This window comes from Pantoea sp. NGS-ED-1003 (assembly GCF_000738765.1).
GTDB classification, from domain to species: Bacteria; Pseudomonadota; Gammaproteobacteria; order Enterobacterales; family Enterobacteriaceae; genus Pantoea; species Pantoea septica.
The window spans coordinates 1-24,256 of sequence record NZ_JPQA01000012.1 but is presented as its reverse complement, the minus strand read 5'-3'; the positions used below and the strand labels follow the sequence as shown (position 1 = coordinate 24,256).

Annotated in this window: 21 protein-coding genes and 1 rRNA gene; 9 read left to right on the top strand and 13 right to left on the bottom strand. The window is 58.6% G+C overall.

Annotation, left to right across the window (positions count from 1 at the left end; genetic code table 11):
• Positions 1–32 precede the first annotated feature (32 nt).
• From atpE to ravA, 10 genes are all read right to left on the bottom strand, one after another.
• A complete protein-coding gene (gene atpE / locus JS46_RS20735; protein ID WP_003849523.1) occupies positions 33–272 on the bottom strand; it encodes a F0F1 ATP synthase subunit C in 240 nt (79 codons plus the stop codon).
• Positions 273–320: 48 nt separating this feature from the next.
• Positions 321–1,139 (bottom strand): F0F1 ATP synthase subunit A, encoded by an 819-nt coding sequence (gene atpB / locus JS46_RS20730; protein ID WP_033755384.1) that lies wholly within the window; start codon positions 1,137–1,139, stop codon positions 321–323.
• 8 nt (positions 1,140–1,147) lie between these two features.
• Positions 1,148–1,528 (bottom strand): F0F1 ATP synthase subunit I, encoded by a 381-nt coding sequence (gene atpI, locus JS46_RS20725; protein WP_033755584.1) that lies wholly within the window; start codon positions 1,526–1,528, stop codon positions 1,148–1,150.
• A gap of 713 nt (positions 1,529–2,241) precedes the next feature.
• The gene (gene rsmG / locus JS46_RS20720; protein ID WP_033755382.1) at positions 2,242–2,859 is read right to left on the bottom strand and encodes a 16S rRNA (guanine(527)-N(7))-methyltransferase RsmG; all 618 of its coding nucleotides are present in this window, start codon (positions 2,857–2,859) and stop codon (positions 2,242–2,244) included.
• Between the two features lie 47 nt (positions 2,860–2,906).
• Positions 2,907–4,796, bottom strand: coding sequence for a tRNA uridine-5-carboxymethylaminomethyl(34) synthesis enzyme MnmG (gene mnmG, locus JS46_RS20715; RefSeq protein WP_033755380.1), 1,890 nt, complete (start codon positions 4,794–4,796; stop codon positions 2,907–2,909).
• A gap of 441 nt (positions 4,797–5,237) precedes the next feature.
• Entirely contained in the window at positions 5,238–5,678 is a 441-nt protein-coding gene (mioC, locus tag JS46_RS20710; protein WP_033755379.1) for an FMN-binding protein MioC, read from the bottom strand.
• A gap of 152 nt (positions 5,679–5,830) precedes the next feature.
• Positions 5,831–6,292: a transcriptional regulator AsnC gene (gene asnC, locus JS46_RS20705; protein ID WP_033755376.1), complete on the bottom strand. Its 462-nt coding sequence runs from the start codon at positions 6,290–6,292 to the stop codon at positions 5,831–5,833.
• A gap of 102 nt (positions 6,293–6,394) precedes the next feature.
• Positions 6,395–8,533 carry a 5-histidylcysteine sulfoxide synthase gene (ovoA, locus tag JS46_RS20700; protein WP_033755373.1) on the bottom strand — a complete coding sequence of 713 codons (2,139 nt, stop codon included), beginning with the start codon at positions 8,531–8,533 and terminating at the stop codon, positions 6,395–6,397.
• A gap of 70 nt (positions 8,534–8,603) precedes the next feature.
• Positions 8,604–10,064, bottom strand: coding sequence for an ATPase RavA stimulator ViaA (viaA, locus tag JS46_RS20695; RefSeq protein ID WP_033755370.1), 1,461 nt, complete (start codon positions 10,062–10,064; stop codon positions 8,604–8,606).
• Positions 10,061–11,557 carry an ATPase RavA gene (ravA, locus tag JS46_RS20690; protein ID WP_033755367.1) on the bottom strand — a complete coding sequence of 499 codons (1,497 nt, stop codon included), beginning with the start codon at positions 11,555–11,557 and terminating at the stop codon, positions 10,061–10,063. The genes viaA and ravA overlap by 4 nt, the downstream gene beginning before the upstream one ends.
• A 273-nt stretch (positions 11,558–11,830) precedes the next feature.
• On the opposite strand from ravA, the gene kup reads away from it, so the two are divergent.
• On the top strand, positions 11,831–13,699 hold the full coding sequence (kup, locus tag JS46_RS20685) for a low affinity potassium transporter Kup (protein ID WP_033755365.1): 1,869 nt from the start codon (positions 11,831–11,833) through the stop codon (positions 13,697–13,699).
• Between the two features lie 3 nt (positions 13,700–13,702).
• Here kup and qseC read toward each other — a convergent pair whose 3' ends face one another.
• A complete protein-coding gene (qseC, locus tag JS46_RS20680; protein WP_033755363.1) occupies positions 13,703–15,034 on the bottom strand; it encodes a quorum sensing histidine kinase QseC in 1,332 nt (443 codons plus the stop codon).
• Complete coding sequence (qseB, locus tag JS46_RS20675; protein WP_033755360.1) at positions 15,031–15,693, bottom strand: quorum sensing response regulator transcription factor QseB; 663 nt, start codon at positions 15,691–15,693, stop codon at positions 15,031–15,033. The genes qseC and qseB overlap by 4 nt, the downstream gene beginning before the upstream one ends.
• A gap of 162 nt (positions 15,694–15,855) precedes the next feature.
• Here qseB and JS46_RS20670 point away from each other — a divergent pair, with 162 nt between their 5' ends.
• From JS46_RS20670 to rbsR, 7 genes are all read left to right on the top strand, one after another.
• Positions 15,856–16,251, top strand: coding sequence for a YgiW/YdeI family stress tolerance OB fold protein (locus tag JS46_RS20670; protein WP_033755357.1), 396 nt, complete (start codon positions 15,856–15,858; stop codon positions 16,249–16,251).
• 170 nt (positions 16,252–16,421) lie between these two features.
• A complete protein-coding gene (rbsD, locus tag JS46_RS20665; protein ID WP_033755355.1) occupies positions 16,422–16,841 on the top strand; it encodes a D-ribose pyranase in 420 nt (139 codons plus the stop codon).
• A 7-nt stretch (positions 16,842–16,848) separates the two neighbouring features.
• Positions 16,849–18,357 (top strand): ribose ABC transporter ATP-binding protein RbsA, encoded by a 1,509-nt coding sequence (gene rbsA / locus JS46_RS20660; protein WP_033755352.1) that lies wholly within the window; start codon positions 16,849–16,851, stop codon positions 18,355–18,357.
• Entirely contained in the window at positions 18,354–19,325 is a 972-nt protein-coding gene (gene rbsC, locus JS46_RS20655; RefSeq protein WP_033755349.1) for a ribose ABC transporter permease, read from the top strand. The genes rbsA and rbsC overlap by 4 nt, the downstream gene beginning before the upstream one ends.
• Before the next feature lie 26 nt (positions 19,326–19,351).
• Positions 19,352–20,227, top strand: coding sequence for a ribose ABC transporter substrate-binding protein RbsB (gene rbsB / locus JS46_RS20650; RefSeq protein WP_033755347.1), 876 nt, complete (start codon positions 19,352–19,354; stop codon positions 20,225–20,227).
• A gap of 65 nt (positions 20,228–20,292) precedes the next feature.
• On the top strand, positions 20,293–21,225 hold the full coding sequence (gene rbsK, locus JS46_RS20645; RefSeq protein ID WP_033755345.1) for a ribokinase: 933 nt from the start codon (positions 20,293–20,295) through the stop codon (positions 21,223–21,225).
• A gap of 3 nt (positions 21,226–21,228) precedes the next feature.
• Complete coding sequence (gene rbsR, locus JS46_RS20640) at positions 21,229–22,221, top strand: ribose operon transcriptional repressor RbsR (RefSeq protein ID WP_369799193.1); 993 nt, start codon at positions 21,229–21,231, stop codon at positions 22,219–22,221.
• On the opposite strand, the gene mdtD is transcribed toward rbsR, so the two are convergent.
• Positions 22,218–23,621, bottom strand: coding sequence for a multidrug transporter subunit MdtD (gene mdtD / locus JS46_RS20635; protein ID WP_033755340.1), 1,404 nt, complete (start codon positions 23,619–23,621; stop codon positions 22,218–22,220). The genes rbsR and mdtD overlap by 4 nt on opposite strands.
• Positions 23,622–24,165: 544 nt before the next feature.
• Between mdtD and JS46_RS20630 the strand changes: the two genes are divergently transcribed.
• A 16S ribosomal RNA gene (locus JS46_RS20630) occupies positions 24,166–24,256 on the top strand; the annotation flags it as partial.

Sequence of the window (24,256 nt, the reverse complement as noted above, 5' to 3'; positions counted from 1 at the left end):
CCGGTGCCATGATGAACCAGGAGCGACAGGCTTTAGGCGACAGCAAACATCACATAGAGACCCAGACCAACAGCGATCATCGGGATTGCATCCACCAGACCCATTACAACAAAGAACTGCGTACGCAGCAGAGGAATCAGATCCGGCTGGCGCGCGGCGCCTTCCAGGAATTTACCTCCGAGGATGCCGATACCGATCGCAGCACCGATTGCCGCCAGGCCCATCATCACAGCGGCAGCCATGTACAGCAGATCCATATTCAGGTTTTCCATGACAGTCTCCAGTTTGTTTCAGTTAAACGCTTAGTGTTGAGAAAAAAATCAATGTTCTTCAGATGCCATCGACAGATAGACAATCGTGAGGACCATGAAAATGAAAGCCTGCAACGAGATGATCAGGATGTGGAAAATGGCCCACGGCACATTCAGCACCCACTGCGACCACCACGGCAACAGACCGGCAATAAGGATAAAGATCAGCTCACCCGCATACATGTTGCCGAACAGTCGCAGACCGAGTGAAACCGGTTTGGACAGCAGGCTAACACCTTCAAGGATCAGGTTGATGGGGATGAAGATCGGGTGATTAAAAGGCTGCAGCGTCAGCTCTTTCGCGAAGCCGCCTACACCTTTCATTTTGATGCTGTAGAACAGAATCAAAATAAATACGCCCAACGCCATAGACAGCGTGATGTTCACGTCTGCGGACGGCACGACGCGCAGCGCCGGCAGGCCCAACCAGTGCTCGCCGATGTACGGCAGCAGGTCGATAGGCAGCAGATCCATGAAGTTCATCAGGAAGACCCAGACGAAAATCGTCAGAGCCAGCGGGGCGATAAGTTTGCTTTTACCGTGGTACATGTCGCGCACGTTGCTGTCAACGAAGCCGATAACCAGTTCGATAGCAGCCTGCATTTTCCCTGGCACGCCGCTGGTGACGCTTTTCGCCACTTTGCGGAACAACACCAGGAAGATGAATCCCAGCACCAGAGAGAAAAACATAGAGTCGATATTTAATACCCAAAACGTCGCGGGAGCGTCGTGAGCATTCACTAACTCGAAGGTACGCAGGTCCAACTGAAGGTGCGTCAGATGGTGACCGATGTACTCTTGAGGAGTTTGAGTTTCTCCTGCAGCCATGATGCCTTTTACCCTTTGTTGTTAATTACCGCCGGTGCCAACATCTGAACCACCAGCACCGATAACCAGGTTATCCCGAGCGGCCAGAAAACCACCCTGAAAACACCCAACGCCACAATGAGCAACACAATGGTTGCGATGACCTTGCCGATTTCGCCGAGAGCGAAACTCCACGCAACCCGTCCGGAAGCCGGGGATTGCCCTTGCAGGCGCCAGGCTAAAAACATGAACAACACGTTCGGCAGCCAGGCTGCCGCTCCGCCAGCCAGCGCAGAGACGCCCCAGGTGACATCTTTCAGGGCAAAGAGAGCGCCGATGATGACAACAGTCACCAGCTGGATAACCAGCACGGTTCGGGCGAATTTTACACTGTAAAGAGACACTGACATGGCGCTGTTACTCCCCTGCCCCATAAGGGGTATGTCGCGTGTCGTATAAGACTGCCTTTACTCACTCGAGTCAAGCAGCAAAAGCCGTGCAAATTATACGGGCCGCACCTGCGATTTCAATCCGTAAGTAGCCAAAAGGTGAACAATTATTTAAATTTCTTTCCGAACGGCTATTTTTCCAAAGATTGCCAGGCGAAATTATGGACCTGCCCCGCGCTAATTTGGCTTCCGGCTTGCGTTTAAAGCGTGCTTTAGATCACATTCTAAACACTGCCCCACTATTCAAATTTGCTGACGAGCAATAGTGGCGTCTATTAATTCGCCGTTAACGCCTTTAAAAACAGTGGGATAATATTTTCGCCACCTCAAGCTGACCTTATTTTCGATAAAAACAGCTGATTGACATCACAGAGTGTGGCAAGAACGTTAAATTGATATTACGCACGCGGAGTTATTACCCTGATATATTTTCCAGCGTGATTATCTGCCCGCCCTGCAGAAGCGGTGGAAGTGATCTTCCTGATAAATAAATGTGAATTAATCGTTAAATGTAACAGAGCTTTTCGGATAATTTCCGGCAAGTCTGTTAACGTTATTTTACTGCCGTCACGTTTAAAATCGCAGCGTACTGGGAAATCAACTGCCGGTTTTATGACCAGCGCATTGAGTAAGGCAAATGACGTTGAACGCCTTAATCCCTGCGCTGTTTAGGGCTATTCGCGTCCGATGATCACCAGGTGACGCTCGCCGTCCAGCTCAGGAACCTGTAGCGCCTCGACTGAAATCAGACGAAAACCGGCTGGCAGGCTGGCGATTTCATCGTCGGGACGTACCCCTTTCAGCGCATAAAATTGTCCCTGCGCGGAAGGCAGATGATGACACCAGTTCACCATATCCTGCAGCGAGGCGAACGCGCGGCTGATAACGCCGTCGAATGGCGGCTCAGAGGGAAACGTCTCTACCCTGCTCTGCACCGGCGTGATGTTGGGTAAACCCAGCTCATGCTGAACCTGGCGCAGAAAACGCACGCGTTTGCCCAGGCTGTCGAGCAGCGTAAAGTGCGCCTGCGGCAGCACGATGGCGAGCGGAATGCCCGGCAGGCCAGGTCCGGTGCCCACGTCGATAAAGCGTTCGCCCTTCAGATGAGGCGCCACCACGATGCTGTCGAGAATATGGCGCACCAGCATCTGCTGTGGATCGCGCACCGACGTCAGGTTGTAGGCTTTATTCCACTTATCCAGCAGGCCGACGTAGGCGACCAGCTGCTCTTTTTGTTGATCGGAGAGGGAAATACCGGCTGCCTTAAGCAGCGAAGCGAGTTTTGTGATCACAGCATAAATCCAGTCAGCGGGGGCGAGCGGCCTCGCCCCGTTTCAGGTCAGGCGCTTTTGCGCAGCAGCCCTTGTTTTTTCAGGTAAATCAACAAAATCGAAATCGCCGCCGGCGTGATGCCGGAGATGCGCGACGCCTGGCCGATCGATGAAGGCTTATGATCGTTGAGCTTGGCAATGACTTCGTTCGACAGGCCGTTGACCTGACGATAATCCAGCTCGGCCGGCAGCAGCGTATTTTCATTGCGCAGTTGTCGATCGATCTCTTCCTGCTGGCGCGCGATGTAGCCTTCGTACTTCACCTGAATCTCAACCTGCTCGGCCGCCTGCGCGTCAGGCAGCGACGGGCCGAAGCTCGGCAGCGCAGTAAGCTGAGCGTAGGTGAGCTCCGGACGACGCAGCAGATCTTCTCCACTCGCCTCTTTGGTGAGCGCGCTATTGAGCAGCGTGTTCACTTCCGCGACATTTTCCGATTTCGGATGAACCCAGATATCGCGCAGACGCTGACGCTCCTGCTCAATCGCCTCCAGCTTCTGGTTGAAGCGCGCCCAGCGGGCGTCGTCCACCAGACCCAGCTCACGGCCGGTTTCGGTCAGACGAAGATCGGCGTTATCTTCGCGCAGCATCAGACGATACTCGGCGCGCGAGGTGAACATGCGGTACGGCTCTTTGGTGCCGAGCGTACAGAGATCGTCCACCAGTACGCCGAGGTAGGCTTGATCGCGACGCGGCGCCCAGCCCTCTTTGTCGGCGGAATGACGTCCGGCGTTGAGTCCCGCCAGCAGCCCCTGCGCCGCGGCTTCTTCATAGCCGGTAGTGCCGTTGATCTGGCCGGCGAAGAACAGCCCGTGAATATATTTGCTCTCCAGCGTCGGCTTGAGATCGCGCGGATCGAAAAAGTCATACTCGATCGCATAACCCGGGCGAACGATTTTCGCATTCTCCAGACCCTTCATCGAGCGCACAATCTGCATCTGCACGTCGAACGGCAGGCTGGTAGAGATGCCGTTCGGGTAAATTTCGTTGCTGGTCAGCCCTTCTGGCTCCAGGAAGATCTGATGCGCGTTGCGATCGGCAAAACGCATCACTTTGTCTTCAATCGACGGGCAGTAACGCGGGCCAATCCCCTCGATAATCCCGGCATACATTGGGCTCCGATCGAGGTTATTGCGGATCACCTCGTGGGTCTGCTCGTTGGTATAGGTGATCCAGCAGGGAACCTGCTGCGGATGCTGCGAGGCATCGCCCATGAACGAGAAGACCGGCATCGGGTTGTCGCCATGCTGTGGGCTGAGCACGGAAAAATCGATAGTGCGCGCGTCGATGCGCGGCGGCGTACCGGTTTTCAGACGGCTGACGCGCAGCGGCAGCGCGCGCAGGCGCTTCGCCAGCGGAATCGACGGCGGATCGCCTGCGCGACCGCCGCTGTAGTTATCCAGCCCGATATGAATTTTACCGTCGAGGAAGGTTCCAACGGTGAGCACCACGGCTTTGGCGCGGAACTTCAGCCCCATCTGCGTGACGGCGCCCACGACGCGATCGTTTTCGACGATAAGATCGTCTACCGCCTGCTGGAAGATCATCAGGTTGGGCTGGTTCTCTAGCGCGGTGCGTACCGCCTGGCGATACAGCACGCGATCCGCCTGCGCGCGGGTAGCGCGCACCGCCGGGCCTTTGCTGCTGTTTAGTATCCTAAACTGAATGCCCGCCTTGTCGATCGCTGTGGCCATCAGGCCGCCTAAGGCATCCACTTCCTTAACCAGATGTCCTTTTCCAATGCCACCAATCGCCGGGTTACAGGACATTTGTCCAAGCGTATCAATGTTATGGGTGAGTAACAGAGTTTGCTGACCCATTCGGGCAGCGGCCATCGCGGCTTCTGTGCCCGCATGACCACCACCGATTACGATGACGTCAAAAGGATCTGGATAAAACATGAAGTGGTACCTCGTTGATGAACTGGCAGGGATCGTTGCCCTGGGCGGTGGATTCTACTGAAATTCCGCCGAGGGTGAAAGCGGCGGGATCTGCGGGTTTAAAAGAAAGGATCTTTATTCTGTATATGATCTTTCTGTTAGATCTTTTTATTAGGACCGCGACTGCCTGTGGATAAGCGTCAAAAGCTGAAAACTATCAGGCAGGTAGCAAGGATCCTTTGCTGTGAATGACCGGTGATCCTGATCCGTATAAGCTGGGATCAATATAGCGAGTTATGCACAGCTCACAAAAGTACCAGCGGTTGTTCTTGGGATAACTACCGGTTTTACGCAGCAATCAAGCTTAGTTATCCACAAAAAAAGCGAAAGCGATCGAATAAAAACAGACGTTTTAACTGGGGATCCTGCGAAATACCCGATCCCCTGTGGCAAAGGATCCGCTCAGAGATGGGTCATCCAGCCGCTTAGCCAGGCCTCGGCCGGATCTTCAGGGATCTCATGCTCCAGCACGTCGATTTCCAGCCGCTCGCCGATGCGCTGCGCGCCGCGAGCGATCAACAGCGCGTCCAGCGAACGAATGGCGCCGCAGAAGAGATCGTATTCATGGTTGCCGAGACCAATCGCGCCGAAGCGCAACGCCGACAGGTCGGGCTGGGTGTCAACAATCGCCTTATATAAAGGCTGCAGATTATCCGGCAGTTCGCCTGCGCCGTGGGTAGAGCTCACCACCAGCCAGATCCCCTGCTGCGGCAGCTCGTCCAGCGCCGGGCCGTGCAGCAGCTGCGTGGAAAAACCCGCTTCCTGCAGTTTCTCTTCCAGATGTTCGGCCACATATTCGGCGCTGCCCAGCGTGCTGCCACTGATTAAAGTAATGTCGGCCATGATGCTCTCCTGGAATAAAGGCGAGCATTGTACGCTGTGATCAAGCCGTGATCCACCTGTGGAAAACAGGGTTAATAGAAATGAGGATGCGAACGCAGCCGTTGGCGCTGGCGGCGTTCGCGTGGGATAAGGTTGTGCACAGAAAAAAAGGATCAGGGTTTGATGGTGCGCATGATCGGGTTTTGCAGCGAGATCAGGGTTTCGGTGGACTGGATTTCGTCAATGGTCTGGATCTTGTTGATCAACACCTGCTGCAGCGCGTCGATGGATCGGCACATCACCTTAATAAAGATGCTGTAGTGTCCGGTGGTGTACCAGGCCTCGACCACTTCGTCGAGCGCCTCCAGCTTGCTCAGCGCGGCAGGATAGTCGCGCGCGCTCTTCAGAATGATGCCGATGAAGCAGCAGACGTCGAATCCCAGCTGACGCGGATCGATCTCCACGCGGGTGCCGAGAATAATGCCGGCCTGTTTCATTTTCTCCACGCGAACATGGATGGTGCCCGGACTGACGTTGAACTGTTTCGCCAGCTCGGCGTAAGCGGTGCGGGCATTGTCCAGCAGCGCATTCAGGATCCCGCGATCCAGGTTGTCCAGTTGCAGTGATTCGGCCATATCATCCTCATGTCAGCTCTTCTTCTTTGAACAGAGGAGAATGTGCAGTAAAAAGCGGCGTCAGGCAATCTCCGGCAGCGGCGTTTGCCGCTGCCGTCAGGATTAACGCTTACGCCACAGCGTGACCTGAGCCAGCGAATGCTGATACTTGCGCGCGGTTTCGCGGATCACGAAAGGCTGGTCCTGCGGCGCGCCGATCGGCTCGAACTCCGCTGCCAGCAGCCGTTGCAGCGCCTGCAGGGTAGTGAGCGCCTCGCCGTTTTCGCGGATGCCGCCCAGCCAGTTCTCTTTCGGCGTGAAGGCTTCCAGCCAGGTATAAGGCGAGGCGAGCAGCAGCAGACCGCCGGAGCGTATCATCGGCGCGATATCCTGTAGAAAGCGCTGCGGCTGACGCAGGCGATCGATCAGGTTAGCGGCCAGCACCAGATCGTACTGAGCAGGCTGCGGTTTCAGGTTGCAGGCGTCGCCCTGCACGAACTGAATACGCCGCGCCTGTTCGACGTCGAGACCAAAATCTTTCAGGCGCACCTGGCGATAGTCCACCAGATCGCCCTCTTCCGGCACCACGTAGCGGAAATCCTCGCCCGAGGCGAGCTGCAGCGCCACGTCGATAAAACGCGCCGAATAATCCATCCCGATCACCCGTTCGAAATGGCGTGCCAGTTCGAAGCTGGCGCGGCCGGTGGCGCAGCCGATATCGAGCGCGCTGCCGCGTGACGCGCAGTGGGGCAGCGCCAGCGCCACCAGCGATTCAGCGTAGTTGTCGACGCCGAAATAGCGCGGGCCGTACTGGAAGTCGAGATACTGCGACACCATATCGTCGGTTTCGTAGGGGTTGAGCGTCATCGATTCTTTATGGGAGGAGACGACGTAGCGGAATCCCGCATGCTGGAAAAAGTGGCGGCGAAAGGCGTAGCGCGACGACTTCAGCGCCTCGTTGCCGGTGGAGATCCAGCTGCCGCCCTTGATGATCGAATGCTTGCCGTCGAAGGTCGGCGTAGAGAAGTCATCGTAGAGCGGATGCACGCGAAATCCTTCAAAGCCGTTGATCGGCGTAGTGGTCCACTGCCAGACGTTGCCCACGATGTCGAAAAAGTCGCCCTGGGCGAAACGATCGACGGCGCAGGATGAGGCCCAGTAGGCCAGGTTAAGGTTGCCCGGCGCCTGCTGCCACTCAGGCTGATCGCCCTCGACCTGCTCGCGCAGCTGCATCCATTCCGCCTCGCACGGCAGCTGCACGGCGGCGCCGGTCTGCTCTGCTTTCCAGCGGCAAAACGCGGCGGCCTCCAGCTGATTGACTTCCGCCGGCCAGTCCCAGGGCATCGCAACCTCTTCGGTCATCAGACGCAGCTTTAACGCGTCCGGCTGTTGCACATCGCCAACCCAAAAGGTCGGCATCTGCGCCTCGGCAAAGCTGCGCCAGCCCCAGCCTTCGTCGTCCCAGTACTGGCGCTGCTGGTAACCGCCCGCCGCGACGAATTCGAAAAATTCGGCATTGCTGACCAGCATTTTGCTGGCCTTGAACGGCTGAAGTTCTGTCGTCTGGCTGCCGTATTCGTTGTCCCAGCCGTAGGTATCGTCGCTTTTTCCCTGCGTCACGACGCCGCCAGGCATGGCGACCAGGCTGTTGGCCGGCACCGCGTCGCGTACGCGTCGCGCCTCCTGACAGGCTGGCCACTGCGGCTGCGGCTTAACCCATTCGACAGGCAGCTGGCGCATCAGCACGCTGGAGGTTTCCAGATGGATACGCTCATGCTCGATACCCATCAGGATCACCCAGGCCGGACTTTCCCAGTCGATCGGCAACGTCAGCGGCATGGTTTCGATAAAGCGCGTCACCAGGCTTTTCACTTTGCCGCGGTAGTCCCGCACCTCCTGCACGCTGGGCCAGGCGTAGTGGCTCTCATCGAGATCGTCCCAGCTCATCTCATCCACGCCGATCGCCATCATCGCCTCGATGCGATCGTCGACGCGCGCATCGATATAGCGGCCCGCCATCAGCTTATTGATATAGAAAGAGGCGGTGTGGCCAAAATAGAAGATTAAAGGATGGCGCAGCGTAATGGCTTTGGTAAACCAGGCGCGCTCGTCGGCAAGGCAATCGAACAGGCTTTCATACAATTCCCAGGTTTGCGTGTAGTAAGCCAGCAGCTCGGCGCGTTTCTCTGCAACGCTGCTGCCGGAAAGGCGTACCGTACGGGTCGGCGCCGGTAGATTTTGATGTTGTTGTGCGGTTGTCACAGTGAACTCCGTTAGCTGAATAAACACAGCGGGTAATTCACTATAGCAAATCGGGGTTTCTGCCCCGTGACTAACGCCGCCAGCGGCGCAGCAGGCGGCTTTTCATGCCGGTATCGAAGCGCCAGATATGATCGAAGATGCACAGAATGCCGGGTTTGCCGTGGGCCGACATTGCCACGGCGTGAAAGCGCTGCTGCTGTTGCAGCTGACGCAGCTTAATCAGGCTGACGATCTCGTCGGGCAGGCGCTGGGCGATAAAATCGGAGACCACCACGGCGTCGGCGTCCTGCCACAGCGCGCCCTCCATACGCTTTGCCACGGCTGCCAGACAGGCAGCGAGGTCGGTGCCGCCGCGAAAGCGCTGGCTGAGAAAACGGATCGCCTGCTCCAGCCCGTCGTCGCCGGTGAGCTCGTAGCCGATAACGTCGTGGGCAAACAGCATAATGTAGCAGCGGCGGCGATCGGCCAGCGCCACCTTCAGCAGCGCCAGGCAGAACGCTTTGGCGCAGCGCTCGTTAAAGCCGCCCATCGAGCCGGAGGTATCGACGCAGACGATAAAGGGGCCGCGCGGCTGCTCTTCGTGCTGCTGGTGGCTGACCGGGCGCAGCGTGACTTTTTCATGCCAGGCATCGCCCTGCAGTTTGTAAGTCAGCAGCCGTTTTTCCACCAGGCGACGATAAAATTCCAGCTCCAGCTCGCTGATGCTGATGGTCGCCAGCTCCGGCGGCAGCAAACGCAGCACGTCGTCGCTCTGGTGAATGCCGCTCACCTCTTCAGGCACCGCGTCCGGCTCGCGCACCAGCTGATGGAAAGCCTCCAGCGGCGCATCCTGCGATGGCACCGATTTCGCCTCGCGGCTGCGGCCCAGCTGTTGCGCCAGCGCCAGCAGCTCCGGCTGCTGCGCCAGAAAGTCACCATACTCCAGCATCAGCTGATAGTCGCCGTGCTGCAGCGGGGCTTTGCTCATATCCCATAAGCGGCCGGCCGCCGCCTCGTCGTTGTCGCTCAGCAAGGGCGCCAGCTGGCCGCTCAGCGCCATACGCTGCTGCAGCTCGGCCATCAGGCGTTCGCGCTGCTGCTCTAGCAGCTGTTCGTTAAGCGTCAGCGTCTGCAGCGTCAGGCTGAGACGCCAGCGCTGCAGAAACAGCGTATGCTGCGCGCCGCTTAGCTGATGCGCGTCGGTATGCTGCAACAGGCGCTGCGCTTCTTCCAGGAAGGGCGAAGGCAGCTGAGTCAGCGCCTCGAGTATCTCGGGCAGCTGCTGGCTGAAGTCGTGATGGCTGAGCAGCTGCGCGCGTTGAAACAGCTGAAACTCGTCGGCCAGCGTTTCCGGTACCGGCGTCGCTTTCAGCTCGGCGTTGATCTCCGCTTTCCAGCGCGGCACGTCGCGCAACATCGCCTGCTTCAGACCGGGGAATTTTTCAAAGAAGATCGCCAGCTGCGGGGAGGCGAGCAGCGCGAGGATCAGCTCTTCAATCAGTTCGGCTTCGCCGATGGAGAGCAGCGCGCTGAGCGTCTCCAGCGAGATCATTTACGCGCCTGTTTCAGCTGATCGGCCACGTCCTGCAGGCTGGTTTCGATGCGCGCCAGCCAGTCATCGCTGATAAACAGGCAGCGCTGATGCTGGCTGAACTGATGGCGCTGCGCGCGCAGCTGGGTATCCAGCTCGTCCAGCGCCTCGCTGATTTCAGCCGGCAGTTCGCTGTGCGCAACGGCGCCAGGCAGCGTCAGGCGCGCCGTTTGCAGGCTGACGTCGCGCAGCGCCAGACAGTGCTGCGCGTCCACCAGCAGATCGAGCGTCTGGGCGAAACCGATACCGTTCAGCTTGCCGCGCACGTCGCCGCCCTTCAGCAGCCACTGCTCCAGCGCCTCGCGGGCGATCACCACATGGGTAACCTGCATATCGTGCAGCGTCAGCGGCTGCTGCAGCATCAGGGTCAGCTGCGGCTCCGCCAGGCTGGCTGGCAGCTCGTAGTGCGGCTTGCGGCTGAACATGCCGCTGTGTTTTTCCAGCGTGATCGCCTGCGCCACGCTTTGCTGCTGCTGTAGCGCCAGGCGTCGCGCCTTGAGCTGCTGCAGCCTGAGCAGCAGCGTCTGCTGCTGCCACGCCTGCTGCGTCATCAGCTGGTCAATGGCGCGCTCCAGCACCTGCATAGAGGCGACGTCGTGCCACAGGCAATCTTTCAACAGGATAAGGTCGATTGGCGCGATGGCGCTGCGGCCGCTGTAGAAGGCGCTCGCCTGCAGCAGGTGAATCGCTTTTTTCCAGCGGCGATCGGAGATGTAGGGCGCGTCGGGGAGGGTTTCCAGATGCTGGCGCAGCTGATAGATCAGCTCGAAGACGTTATCCGGCAGGCTGACCTGGCTAATGCCCTGCTGCCACTGATGATATTCCTCGTCGCTGATGCGCAGCGATTCCGCGACCGGATTGGCGTTTTCATCCTGCTGGTGGGTCAGCATGCTGCGAAAGTTTTGCTTCTCATGCACGTTGTCGAGCCAGAGACGGATTAGCATGCGGTCGTAGAGCGCTTCCAGCCCGCTGTCCGCTTCCGGCAGTTCGTTCGAGGCGGTGACCAGCAGGCGCATCGGAATTTTTTCTTCGCTGTCGCCATTGCGGAAGCGGCGCTCGTTAATGGCGGTCAGCAGGGTATTGAGGATGGCGGGTCCCGCCTTCCAGATTTCGTCGAGAAACACGATCTCCGCGTCAGGCAGATAGCCTTTCGTCAGGCGCTGGTAGCGGCCTTCATCTTTTAACGCCTGAATCGACAGCGGGCCGAACACCTCTTCCGGCGTCGAGAAGCGCGTCATCAGGTATTCAAACGCGCGGGCGTGCTGAAAAGCGTATTTCAGGCGGCGGGCGATCAGGCTCTTGGCGATGCCCGGCGGGCCAAGCAAAAACACGCTTTCACCGCTCAGCGCCGCCAGCAGGCAGAGGCGAATAGCGTCGTGGCGTTCATACAGACCCTTCTCGAGGGCATTGCTGAGACGAGAAATTCTTTCTGCCAAAAGATGGGGTTGAGCCATAATCACTTCATTGTCCTTCTGTTACTGCTGCCGTCTTATTGTGTCAGGCGCACTACTCTACTGATTATGATGCGTGAAAGCGTTGATTGCCGTCCGCTTTTTTTGTGTCACAAAATCCAATCATCGCATAATGCCGCCAGAAAAATCGTCAGCGCTAATAGCATTGATGAAAGTGCGGGATGGGTTTTTTAGAAAACAGGTGCATACTGTGCGCTTTTTGACAGCAAGAGCGATGGGGTGTTGCGCCTCTCTGCTCCAACAAAAGATAACTCTATGAGCTCGGATAACAAGCAATCACTTAGTGCGTTAACGCTGGCCGCGATTGGCGTAGTGTATGGCGATATCGGCACCAGCCCGCTCTATACCTTGCGTGAATGCCTCTCCGGTCAGTTTGGTTTCGGCGTTGAGCGCGAAGCGGTTTTCGGCTTTCTGTCGCTGATTTTCTGGCTGCTGCTGCTGGTGGTGTCGCTGAAATATATCAGCTACGTCATGCGCGCGGACAACGCCGGCGAGGGCGGCATTTTAACCCTGATGTCGCTGGCGGGCCGCAATACCGGCGCGCGCGCCACGGCGGTGCTGGTCATTATGGGCCTGATCGGCGGCAGCTTCTTTTATGGCGAGGTGGTGATTACGCCCGCCATATCCGTGATGTCGGCGATTGAAGGGCTGGAGATCGCCGCGCCCTCGCTCGATCCCTTTATCGTCCCGCTCTCTATCGCGGTGCTGACGCTGCTGTTTATGATCCAGAAGCACGGCACCGGCATGGTGGGCAAACTCTTCGCCCCGGTGATGCTGATCTGGTTCGCCACGCTGGCGGTGCTGGGTGTTACCGGCATCATGAAGAATCCGGAAGTGCTGCAGGCGCTTAATCCCTCCTGGGCGGTCAGTTTCTTCGTGCACTACAAAACCATCTCGTTCTTTGCGCTGGGCGCGGTGGTGCTGGCGATTACCGGCGTGGAAGCGCTCTATGCGGATATGGGCCACTTCGGCAAAATGCCGATTCGCATCGCCTGGTTTATCGTAGTGCTGCCCTCGCTGGTGCTGAACTATTTCGGTCAGGGCGCGCTGCTGCTCAGCGATCCCAAAGCGATAAAAAATCCCTTCTTCCTGCTGGCGCCGGACTGGGCGCTGATCCCGCTGCTGATTCTGGCGACGCTGGCGACGGTGATCGCCTCGCAGGCGGTGATCTCCGGCGTCTTCTCGCTGACGCGCCAGGCGGTGCGTCTGGGCTATCTGCCTGGCATGCGCATTATCCATACCTCGGAGATGGAGTCCGGTCAGATCTACGTGCCGATGATCAACTGGGTGCTCTATTTCGCCGTGCTGATCGTGATTATCAGCTTTGAGCACTCCAGCAACCTGGCGGCGGCTTACGGCATCGCGGTCACCGGCACTATGGTGCTGACCTCGATTCTCTCCTGTACCGTCGCAGTGAAAAACTGGCACTGGAACCGGCTGGCGGTCGGCCTGATCCTGACGCTGTTTCTCTGCATCGACGTGCCGCTCTTCTCTGCCAACCTGATTAAGCTCTTCTCCGGCGGCTGGCTGCCCATCTGTCTGGGTCTGATCATGTTCCTGATTATGACGACCTGGAAGAGCGAACGCTTTCGCCTGCTGCGCCGGATGCACGAGCACGGCAACTCGCTGGAGGCGATGATCGCCTCGCTGGAGAAATCGCCGCCGGTGCGCGTGCCGGGCACCGCCGTCTATATGTCGCGTGCGCTAAACGTGATCCCCTTTGCGCTGCTGCACAATCTCAAGCACAACAAGGTGCTGCACGAGCGCGTGGTCTTTTTGACGCTGCGCACCGAGGATGCGCCTTACGTGCATAACGTGCGCCGCGTCGCCATCGAACAGCTGTCGCCGACTTTCTGGCGCGTGGTGGCCAGCTACGGCTGGCGCGAAACGCCGAATGTCGAGGAGATCTTCCACCGCTGCGGGCTGGAAGGGCTTAACTGCCGGATGATGGAAACTTCATTCTTTATGTCGCACGAGTCGCTGATTATGGGCAAACGCCCCTGGTATCTGCGCCTGCGCGGCAAGCTCTTCCTGGCGCTGCAGCGTAATGCGCTGCGCGCGCCTGACCAGTTTGAGATCCCGCCGAACCGGGTAATCGAACTTGGTACCCAGGTCGAGATCTGATGGTTACCAGCGCAGGGCGACGCAGAGTCCGCCGCCCTCGCTCTGGCTGAAGCGCAGCTGCATACCGTGCAGCTGCGCGACGTTCCGCACGATCGATAATCCCAGCCCGCTGCCGTTCTTCTCCTGTCCCGGCGGCCGCCAGAAGCGCTCGCCCAGACGCTGCATCTCCGCCTCGCTCAGGCCCGCGCCATTATCCTCGACGCGCAACCCGCGGCTCTCCAGCACTACCCTGACGTTGCTGCCTTCCGGCGTGTAGCGGATGGCGTTGTCCAGCAGGTTGCGCGCCAGCAGCGACAGCAACAGCGGATGACCCTGAATAACCGGCTCGGCAAGGCTTTCCAGACGCAGCGCGACGCCGGCGCGATCGGCGTGCGGCAACTGCTCGGCCAGCGCCTCCTGCAGCAGGTTATGGAGGTCGACAGGCTGAAACGCCCCGCGTGCATCCTCAGCTTCGGCGCGCGACAGCGTCAGCAGCTGATCCACCAGCCGCGTGGCGCGCTGAATGCCGGCGTCCAGCTGGCGCAAAGCGTGCTGGCGCATCACCTCGTCGTCAGCGGCAAGCTGCACTACTTCGCTCTGCACGCGCAGCGCCGCCAGCGGACTGCGTAACTCATGGGCGGCGTCGGAGGTAAAGCGGCGCTCGCGCTGCACCATGGCGCTGATGCGGCTGAACAGCCCGTTCAACGCTTCCGTCAGCGGTCTGACTTCCAGCGGCACGCGCCCGGCGTCCAGCGGCCTGTCGTCGTCCGCCGCGCGCAGCGCCAGCAGCTGCGTGATGCGCTTGAGCGGGCGCAGCTCGCGCCACACCAGGCCGAGCAGCAGCAACAGCATCAGCGGCAGCGCGATAAGCCAGGGCAGAATGCTGCTTTGCACCAGCGCTTTCGCCATATCGTCGCGGTATTCCCACTCCTGGCCCACCACGATGCGGTGCTGGCCGTCCGGCGTCGTCAGCCAGACAAACCGCCAGGCGTCGTCGTCGTCGATTAACCGCCCGTCGTGAAATCCCTGCGCCTCGGCGTCGAACGGTAGCATTCTGCCGTTTTCGCCGTCGTTCAGCACTGGTCTGCCGTCTCGGGTGAAAATAGCAAAGGCGAGCGCGTCGTCATCCTGATCGCCGCGATGGTGGCGCAGCAGCGCCTTGTTTTCGGGCAGGGTGGCGTCAGCGGGTGCGGCGAGGTCAAGCGCCATCAGGCGTTTGGCGAACAGCAGCTGCTGGGTGTCGAAAAGCTCGTTGATGGTGTCGCGGGTTTGTAGCCAGGCGCTCAGGCTGGCGCTGCCCCAGCAGAGGCCGAGCAGCAGCACGAAGCCGACGCCAAGCCGGAGAAACAGGCTCATTGCGGCTCTCCCAGCATATAGCCGACGCCGTGCACGGTACGGATAAAGGTCGCGCCGAGCTTTTTACGCAGGTGATGAATATGCACTTCTACCGCGTTGCTGGAGACGTCGGCATCCCAGCTGTAGAGCTTCTCTTCCAGCTGCGCGCGCGTCAGCACGCGGCCTGGATGGCGTAAAAACAGTTCCAGCAGCGCCAGCTCCCGGCTTTTAAGCGGAACCAGCTCGCCATCGCGCGTCACGCTGTGGCTAGCAGGCTGCATAATGACGTTACCGTGACGCAGCTCCGGCTGCAGCTGGCCGTGGCGACGCCGGATGAGCGCCTGTAGCCGCGCGGCGACTTCTGTCAGGGCGAAGGGTTTGCAGAGATAATCGTCCGCGCCCAGCTGCAAACCCTCCACGCGCTGATCGAGGGCATCGCGCGCGGTCAGGATCAGCACCGGCACGTCTGCGCCCTGTTGTCGCCAGTCGCGCAAAATTTCCAGCCCGTCGCGCTGCGGCAGCGAAAGATCGAGGATCACCGCATCCCAGGGCGCCGCATGCAGCGCGGCGAAACCCTCATCGCCGGAAACAAACCAGTCGACGCTGAAACCTAATTTACCCAGGCCCGCCTTGATGCCGTCGCCAATCAGCCGGTCATCCTCAATCAGTAAAATGCGCATCTTCCCTCCTTTGTTCGCAAAGGCTTTATACGAAGGAGAACGACGCTTGTACAGGCGATATCGCCACTTTTCGCTTATTTTTACCTCTTAAGATCCTGTTAAGAAGTCGCTGTTTTAATAGGAAGCGTACCAAACACACATTCATGGAAACGAGGTGACTATATGAAAAAGCATGCCGCACTTTTAGCTATCCTGGCGCTGACCACTGCGCCGGTCTTTGCCGCGACTCAGGGCGGATTTGTCGATGCGAATGCGCCTGCCGTTCAGGCGAAACAGGGAGGTTTTCAAAACGACCAGAGCAGCGTGGTGACCGTTAAGCAGGCGGAAGAGATGAAAGACGACAGCTGGATCACCGTGCGCGGCCAGCTGGAGAAGCAAACAGGCGACGAGGATTATCTGTTTCGCGACGCCACCGGCACCATGAAAGTTGAGATCGACCACAAGCGCTGGGACGGTTTGACCATTACGCCGAAAGATCGCGTTGAGCTGACGGGCGAGCTGGATAAAGATTTCAATAGCATCGAACTTGACGTTAAGCAGGTGCGCAAAGCGCCGTAACGCCTTCCCTGCCGGGCCGCTTCAGCGGCCCTTTTTATCGCCTAAGTCAAATTCGCCTTCGCGCGAGCGAAACGTTTCGATAACGATCACACTTCTCGATTTCCCCCGTTGAGTTACTGCCGCCATTTCATACACTGCCGCTAGCGAAACGTTTCGCTCTGGAGCAGAAAATGAAAAAAGGTCGCCTGTTAAACGCTGAACTCTCTTACGTGATTGCCCGTCTGGGCCATACGGATATGCTGACCATTGCCGATGCCGGTTTGCCGATCCCGGCAGGACCGCAGCGCATCGATCTGGCGCTGACGCCGGGCACGCCCGATTTTATGCAGGTGGTAAAAGCCGTCACGATGGAGATGCAGGTGGAAAGCGCCCTGATTGCGGAAGAGATTAAGCAGCACAATCCGCAGCTCCATAGCGAGCTTCTCGCCGTGCTCGAAGCCTTGCAACAGCACCAGGGAAACACTATTGCAGTGCGTTACACCAGTCATGAACAGTTCAAACAACAGACTCAACGCAGTCAGGCGGTCATTCGCAGCGGAGAGTGCTCTCCGTTTGCGAATGTCATCCTGAGCGCTGGCGTCACCTTCTGAGGCCGTTATGCAACCCTTATTACAGCTCCAGGGGATTGAGAAATCCTTTCCCGGTGTTAAGGCGTTAAAGAGCGCGTCGCTGGCGGTCTATCCAGGACGCGTGATGGCGCTGGTAGGCGAGAACGGCGCCGGCAAATCCACCATGATGAAGGTGCTGACCGGCATCTACAGCCGCGACGCGGGTTCGCTGCGCTGGCTTGGCGAAGAGACCACCTTCAGCGGCCCGAAAGCGTCGCAGGAAGCGGGTATCGGCATTATTCATCAGGAACTGAACCTCATCCCGCAGCTGACCGTGGCGGAAAATATTTTTCTGGGGCGCGAGTTCGTTAACCGTTTCGGCCGTATCGACTGGAAACGGATGTACGCCGAGGCGGACGCGCTGCTGAAGCGTCTTAACCTGCGTTTTAACAGCCACAAGCTGGTGGGCGATCTTTCAATCGGCGATCAGCAGATGGTGGAGATCGCCAAAGTCCTGAGCTTTAAGTCGCAGGTGATCATTATGGATGAGCCGACCGACGCGCTAACCGATACCGAAACGCTGTCGCTGTTTCGCGTGATCAACGAGCTGAAGGCGCAGGGCTGCGGCATTGTCTATATCTCCCACCGTATGAAAGAGATCTTCGAGATTTGCGACGACGTGACGGTTTTCCGCGACGGCCAGTTTATTGCCGAACGTCCGGTGAAGGAGCTCAGCGAAGAGAGCCTGATCGAGATGATGGTCGGGCGCAAGCTGGAAGATCAATACCCGCGCCTCGACCAGGCGCCGGGAGACGTTCGCCTCAAGGTCGAAAACCTTAGCGGACCGGGCGTGCATGACGTCAGCTTTACGCTGCGCAAAGGCGAGATCCTTGGCGTCTCCGGGCTGATGGGCGCCGGACGCACCGAGCTGATGAAGCTGCTTTACGGCGCCCTGCCGCGCAGCAAAGGCCGCGTCTGGCTCGACGGCCGCGAAGTAGTGACGCGCGCGCCCCAGGATGGCCTGGCCAACGGCATCGTCTATATCTCCGAGGATCGCAAGCGCGACGGGCTGGTGCTGGGCATGTCGGTAAAAGAGAACATGTCGCTGACGGCGCTGCGCTATTTCAGCAACGGCAGCGGCACGCTGAAACATGCCGCCGAGCAGCTGGCAGTGGGCGATTTTATCCGTCTTTTCAATATCAAAACGCCGTCAATGGAACAGGCGATCGGCCTGCTCTCCGGCGGCAATCAGCAGAAAGTGGCCATCGCGCGCGGGCTGATGACGCGTCCCAACGTGCTGATCCTGGACGAACCGACGCGCGGCGTCGACGTCGGGGCGAAGAAAGAGATTTACCAGCTTATCAATCAGTTCAAGGCCGAAGGGCTAAGCATCATTCTCGTCTCATCAGAGATGCCGGAAGTGCTTGGCATGAGCGACCGCATTCTGGTGATGCATGAAGGCCGTTCCGGCGGCGAATTTACCCGCGAGCAGGCGACGCAGGAATCTTTAATGGCGGCAGCCGTAGGCAAGCAACACAGCGAGGATTTAGTTGTATGAGCACCCAAACCTTACCGTCCAGCCGTCGCTGGTTCAGCAAAGCCTGGCTGATGGAGCAAAAATCGCTGATTGCGCTCATCGTGCTGATCGCGGTGGTGGCGAGCCAGAGCCCTAACTTTTTCACCGTAGCGAACCTGTTCAATATTCTGCAGCAGACCTCGGTCAACGCCATTATGGCGGTCGGCATGACGCTGGTGATCCTCACCTCCGGCATCGATCTCTCGGTGGGATCGCTGCTGGCGCTGACGGGTGCGGTGGCCGCCTCGCTGGTGGGCATGGAAGTCAACGCGCTGGTGGCGGTCGCGGGCGCGCTGGCGCTGGGGGCGGCGATCGGCGCCGTAACCGGTACTATCGTGGCGCGCGGCAAAGTGCAGGCCTTTATCGCCACGCTGGTGATGATGCTGCTGCTGCGCGGCGTCACCATGGTCTACACCGACGGCAGCCCGATTAATACCGGCTTTAACGACAACGCCGATCTCTTCGGCTGGTTCGGCATCGGCCGTCCGCTGGGGATTCCGACGCCGGTGTGGCTGATGGCCGTCGTCTTCCTGCTCGCCTGGTACATGCTGCACCATACGCGCCTTGGCCGTTACATCTACGCGCTGGGCGGCAATGAAGCGGCTACTCGTCTCTCCGGCATCAACGTTAACCGCGTAAAAGTGATTGTCTACGCCCTGAGCGGCATGCTGGCCGCGCTGGCGGGCACCATTGAAGTCGCGCGCCTCTCTTCGGCGCAGCCGACGGCGGGCACCGGCTACGAGCTGGACGCTATCGCGGCGGTGGTGCTGGGTGGCACCAGTCTGGCGGGCGGTAAAGGGCGCATTATGGGCACCCTGATTGGCGCGCTGATCCTGGGCTTCCTGAATAACGGCCTGAACCTGATGGGCGTCTCTTCCTACTACCAGATGATCGTAAAAGCGGTGGTAATCCTGCTGGCGGTACTGGTGGATAACAAAAGCAGTAAATAACTCTGACCTTTACACAGGATGAAATGATGAAAAAGTTGACCGCACTGGCTGTGATCCTCGGCGCGACATTAAGCGCCAGCGCAGTGGCGAAAGATACCATCGCGCTGGTGGTATCGACGCTGAATAACCCCTTCTTCGTCTCGCTGAAAGAGGGCGCGCAGAAAGAGGCTGACAAACTGGGCTATAACCTGGTGGTGCTGGATTCGCAGAACAACCCGGCGAAAGAACTGGCAAACGTGCAGGATCTGACCGTGCGCGGTGCCAAACTGCTGCTGATCAACCCAACCGATTCCGATGCGGTCGGCAACGCAGTAAAAATGGCCAACCAGGCCAATATTCCGGTGATCACGCTGGACCGCGTCGCGGCACAGGGCAAAGTGGTGAGCCATGTCGCCTCCGACAACCGTTTCGGCGGTAAAATGGCGGGCGACTACATCGCTAAACGTCTGGGCGACAGCGCCAAAATTATTGAACTGCAGGGTATTGCCGGCACCTCTGCGGCGCGTGAGCGCGGCGAAGGCTTTAAACAGGCCTCGGACGCGCATAAATTCCAGGTGCTGGCGAGCCAGCCAGCGGACTTCGATCGCACTAAGGGTCTGAACGTGATGCAGAACCTGCTGCAGGCGCACCCGGACGTGCAGGCGGTATTTGCGCAAAATGATGAAATGGCGCTTGGCGCGTTACGCGCATTGCAAACCGCCGGGAAATCTGATGTCGTGGTAGTCGGCTTTGACGGCACCGCCGACGGCGTGAAAGCGGTCGAAGGCGGCAAACTGGCGGCGACGGTCGCTCAGATGCCGGATAAGATCGGCATGATTGGCGTCGATACCGCCGATAAAGTGCTGAAAGGTGAAAAAGTGCAGGCCATCAATCCCGTTGACCTGAAACTGGTCACCAAATAACTCAAAGAAAAGCAGGGCAATGCGCCACCCTAATCCGGTGGCGCACTCTTTCTGGATCACACCCTATGAGCAAAAGCGCAAAACTGGCCGTTCTCGGCAGCATTAATGCTGACCACATTCTTAACCTGACGCACTTTCCTCGTCCCGGCGAAACGGTGATCGGGGAGCAGTATACCGTTGCGTTTGGCGGCAAAGGGGCGAACCAGGCGGTCGCCGCCGGGCGAGCTGGCGCAGATATCGCCTTTATCGCCTGCCTTGGCGATGACGCCATCGGCGAGCGTATTCGCGCGCAGCTGGCGCGGGACAGCGTCGAGACCGCCGCGGTTGAAACCGTGAGCGGCGAACCCACCGGCGTGGCGATGATTTTCGTCAACGGCGAAGGGGAAAACAGCATCGGCATCTGCGCGGGTGCCAATGCGGCGTTAACGCCTGACTGCGTGGCGCGTCATCAGCAGGTCATCGTCAACGCCTCGGCGTTGCTGATGCAGCTGGAGTCGCCGCTGGAGAGCGTGCTGGCTGCGGCGAAGATCGCGCGCGCTCATCAGACGCAGGTGATCCTCAATCCCGCGCCGGCGACGCCGCTCGACGATGAGCTGCTGGCGCTGGTGGATATCATTACGCCTAATGAAACCGAAGCGGAAAGCCTGACCGGCATCGCCGTCTCCAGCGACGAGGACGCTGCGCGCGCCGCTGAGGCGCTGCACGCTAAAGGCATCGGCACCGTGCTGATCACTCTGGGACGTCGCGGCGTCTGGCTGAGCGAGCAGGGCGAAAAAGGCGAGCGCATTGCCGGCTTTACGGTGAAGGCAGTCGATACCATTGCGGCAGGTGACACCTTTAACGGCGCATTTATTACGGCGCGGCTGGAAGGCAAAAGCCTGCATGAGGCGGTACGCTTCGCCCATGCGGCGGCGGCAATCGCCGTCACGCGTCCGGGCGCGCAGCCCTCCGTGCCCTGGCGCGCGGAAATCGACGATTTTCTACTTCAGCAGGGTTAAGCCTTGGCTACCATGAAAGATGTCGCCCGCATGGCGGGCGTCTCCACCTCCACCGTCTCGCACGTTATCAACAACAACCGCTTTGTTAGCGAAGCGGTGCGCGAGAAGGTCGATCGGGCGATCAGCACGCTGAACTACGCGCCTTCAGCGCTGGCGCGCAGCCTCAAGCTTAACCAGACGCACACCATCGGCATGCTGCTGACGACCAGCAGCAACCCTTTTTACGCCGAAGTGGTACGCGGCGTCGAAGACAGCTGTTACGAGCGCGGCTACAGCCTGATCCTCTGCAATACGGCGGGCGACGAGGAGCGCATGAACCGCAGCCTGGAAACGCTGCTGCAAAAGCGCGTCGACGGCCTGCTGATCATGTGCACCGAAAGTCATCTGCCCTCGGCAGCCATCCTTAATCGCTATCCTTCTATTCCTGCCGTGATGATGGACTGGGCGCCGTTTGAAGGGCAAGGCGATATTATTCAGGACAATGCGCTGCTGGGCGGCGAACTGGCGACGCAACATCTGATTGATAGCGGCTATACCCGCATCGCCTGTATTTCCGGCCCGCTGGATAAAACTCCGGGACGGATGCGTCTGCAGGGCTATTACCATGCGATGGAGAAAAACGGGCTGGCAATTCCGGCCGGCTACGTGATTAACAGCGACTTCGAATTTCAGGGCGGCTACAGCGCCATGAAAGAACTGCTGGCGCTGGCGTCGCCGCCACAGGCGGTTTTCACCAGCAACGACGCCATGGCGGTCGGCGTTTATCACGCGTTGTTTGAGGCGGGATTGCGTATTCCGCAGGATATAGCGGTGATGGGATATGACGATATCGAGCTGGCGCGCTATCTGACGCCGCCGCTGACCACGATTCATCAGCCGAAAGATGAGCTGGGCCAGCTGGCGATCGATACCTTAATCCATCGCCTGAACGATCCCGACGCCAGCCAGCAAACGCTGGTGCTGACGCCGGAACTGGTGGTGCGCGCCTCGACTTAAGCGCTTTTCTTCTTTTTATCGCGATTGGTGATCAGATGGCGGCCGTCGCCCGGCCGCAGCAGCGCAAAGGTAAAGGCCGAAATCACCGTGACGATGCCCATCGTCAGGAAGGTCGCATGGAACTGCTCGACGGTGCCGGTTTCGAACGCCTGATAAAAGCGCAGCACCGCGGCGCTTACCGCCACGCCAAAGCTAATCGACAGCTGCTGCGTCACCGCCAGCACGCTATTACCACCGCTGGCGTTATCATCATTCAAATCCGCCAGCGTGATGGTGTTCATCGCGGTGAACTGCGTTGACATCGACATGCCGAGAATAAACAGCGGCAGCAGCAGCAGAATAATGCTTTCAGACGGCGACTGCAGCGCAAAGCTGGCGATCAGAATGCCGATGACGACGGTAATGCCGATCAGCGTACGGCGATAGCCGAACAGGCGCAGCACCTGAGTTACCGTGGATTTGGCCAGAATCGAGCCGATGGCCGTCGGCGCCATCATACAGCCCGCCACCACCGCCGAGAAACCAAAACCAACCTGCAGCATTAACGGCATCAGGAAAGGGACGCAGCCGGTGCCGAGGCGCGACGCAATATTACCGATAATGCCGACCGAAAAGGTGCGGGTCTTGAACAACGGCAGGCTGATTAGCGGCGCTGGGTGGCGGCGCGCATGAAGGATATAAAGAAGCAGCAATATTACGCCTGCCGCCAGTACGCCAGACGCCAGCCATGCGGAGACGATACGCTCGCCGAACAGCTCGATGCCGATCGACAGCAAGACTAATCCGGCACCAAACAGCAGGAAGCCGAGAAAGTCGAAGCGGCGCTTGGGCAAGGTAAAGTCCGGCATATATTTGCGCGCATAAAAAATGCCAAGGATGCCGACGGGAATGTTAATCAGGAATATCCAGTGCCAGGTGGCATAGGTGACCAGTAACCCGCCGAGCAGTGGCCCCAGTATCGGCCCTACCAGGCCGGGCATGGTGACGAAGTTCAGCACCGGCAGGAGTTCGCTACGCGGATAGGCGCGCAGCAACGCCAGGCGCGCCACCGGCATCATCATCGCGCCGCCTACGCCCTGAACGATGCGCGAGATCACCAGCATCGTCAGCGATTGCGATAAAGCACAGGCCAGCGAGCCAAAGGTAAATAGCGACACTGCGATAATAAAGACTTTGCGCGTGCCGAAGCGGTCGGCAAGCCAGCCGCTCACAGGAATCAACATGGCGACGGTAAGGGTGTAGCTGATAACGGCGGACTGCATGGCCAGAGGAGAGCGGTCGAGGCTGGTCGCGATAGCGGGTAGCGCAGTATTAAGAATGGTGGCATCCAGAGCCTGCATAAAAAACGCCATGGCGGCTATCCATGGCAGACCGGCCATACTGCGCGCGGATCGTATCATCGAAAATCCTTCTATATAGGTGTCAGTAGCTGGCAAGAAACCGAAGTGACAGCATAGCATCGGCATAAAAGGGCTGGTTGGCAATTTTCCACGGCGAAAGGCTGTTTCTGTGCGCTTTTTCGCCCGGAAATGTCTGCTTTTAACCCGTTCGATTAAAAAAAAGGCATCCGGCAATTATTTTCAAAGAAATGCTTGTCAGCCCGGAAGAACTCCCTATAATGCGCCTCCACTGACACGGCACAACGGCTTACGGAATGCGGTGTTCAGGAGATTCGGTTCGCTGAGTCGCCGGATAAAATCCCTGAAAAAAGGGGTTGACTCCGAAGGAGAGTAGCGTAATATACGCCACCTCGCAGCAGCAGGCTCCGCCGCTGACTGCACCGCTCTTTAACAATTTATCAGACAATCTGTGTGGGCACTCGAGAGCAGATATCAAAGCCTTCGGGCTTAAAAAATATCAAGCCTCACGAGTGGACACATAATGACATTCATTATGACGTTTTACAGATGAGCACCGCTTAACTTGTTTAAGCAAATCAAACTTAAATTGAAGAGTTTGATCATGGCTCAGATTGAACGCTGGCGGCAGGCCTAACACATGCAAGTCGAACGGCAGCACAGAAGAGCTTGCTCTT

Coding starts and splice junctions, on each gene's coding strand:
- atpB (WP_033755384.1), bottom strand. CDS start 1,139: ATGGCTGCAGGAGAAACTCAAACTCCTCAAGAGTACATCGGTCACCAT.
- mdtD (WP_033755340.1), bottom strand. CDS start 23,621: ATGATACGATCCGCGCGCAGTATGGCCGGTCTGCCATGGATAGCCGCC.
- mnmG (WP_033755380.1), bottom strand. CDS start 4,796: ATGTTTTATCCAGATCCTTTTGACGTCATCGTAATCGGTGGTGGTCAT.
- rbsD (WP_033755355.1), top strand. CDS start 16,422: ATGAAAAAAGGTCGCCTGTTAAACGCTGAACTCTCTTACGTGATTGCC.
- viaA (WP_033755370.1), bottom strand. CDS start 10,064: ATGATCTCGCTGGAGACGCTCAGCGCGCTGCTCTCCATCGGCGAAGCC.
- rbsC (WP_033755349.1), top strand. CDS start 18,354: ATGAGCACCCAAACCTTACCGTCCAGCCGTCGCTGGTTCAGCAAAGCC.
- rbsA (WP_033755352.1), top strand. CDS start 16,849: ATGCAACCCTTATTACAGCTCCAGGGGATTGAGAAATCCTTTCCCGGT.
- atpE (WP_003849523.1), bottom strand. CDS start 272: ATGGAAAACCTGAATATGGATCTGCTGTACATGGCTGCCGCTGTGATG.
- JS46_RS20670 (WP_033755357.1), top strand. CDS start 15,856: ATGAAAAAGCATGCCGCACTTTTAGCTATCCTGGCGCTGACCACTGCG.
- ravA (WP_033755367.1), bottom strand. CDS start 11,557: ATGGCTCAACCCCATCTTTTGGCAGAAAGAATTTCTCGTCTCAGCAAT.
- mioC (WP_033755379.1), bottom strand. CDS start 5,678: ATGGCCGACATTACTTTAATCAGTGGCAGCACGCTGGGCAGCGCCGAA.
- asnC (WP_033755376.1), bottom strand. CDS start 6,292: ATGGCCGAATCACTGCAACTGGACAACCTGGATCGCGGGATCCTGAAT.
- atpI (WP_033755584.1), bottom strand. CDS start 1,528: ATGTCAGTGTCTCTTTACAGTGTAAAATTCGCCCGAACCGTGCTGGTT.
- qseC (WP_033755363.1), bottom strand. CDS start 15,034: ATGAGCCTGTTTCTCCGGCTTGGCGTCGGCTTCGTGCTGCTGCTCGGC.
- qseB (WP_033755360.1), bottom strand. CDS start 15,693: ATGCGCATTTTACTGATTGAGGATGACCGGCTGATTGGCGACGGCATC.
- rbsB (WP_033755347.1), top strand. CDS start 19,352: ATGAAAAAGTTGACCGCACTGGCTGTGATCCTCGGCGCGACATTAAGC.
- kup (WP_033755365.1), top strand. CDS start 11,831: ATGAGCTCGGATAACAAGCAATCACTTAGTGCGTTAACGCTGGCCGCG.
- rbsK (WP_033755345.1), top strand. CDS start 20,293: ATGAGCAAAAGCGCAAAACTGGCCGTTCTCGGCAGCATTAATGCTGAC.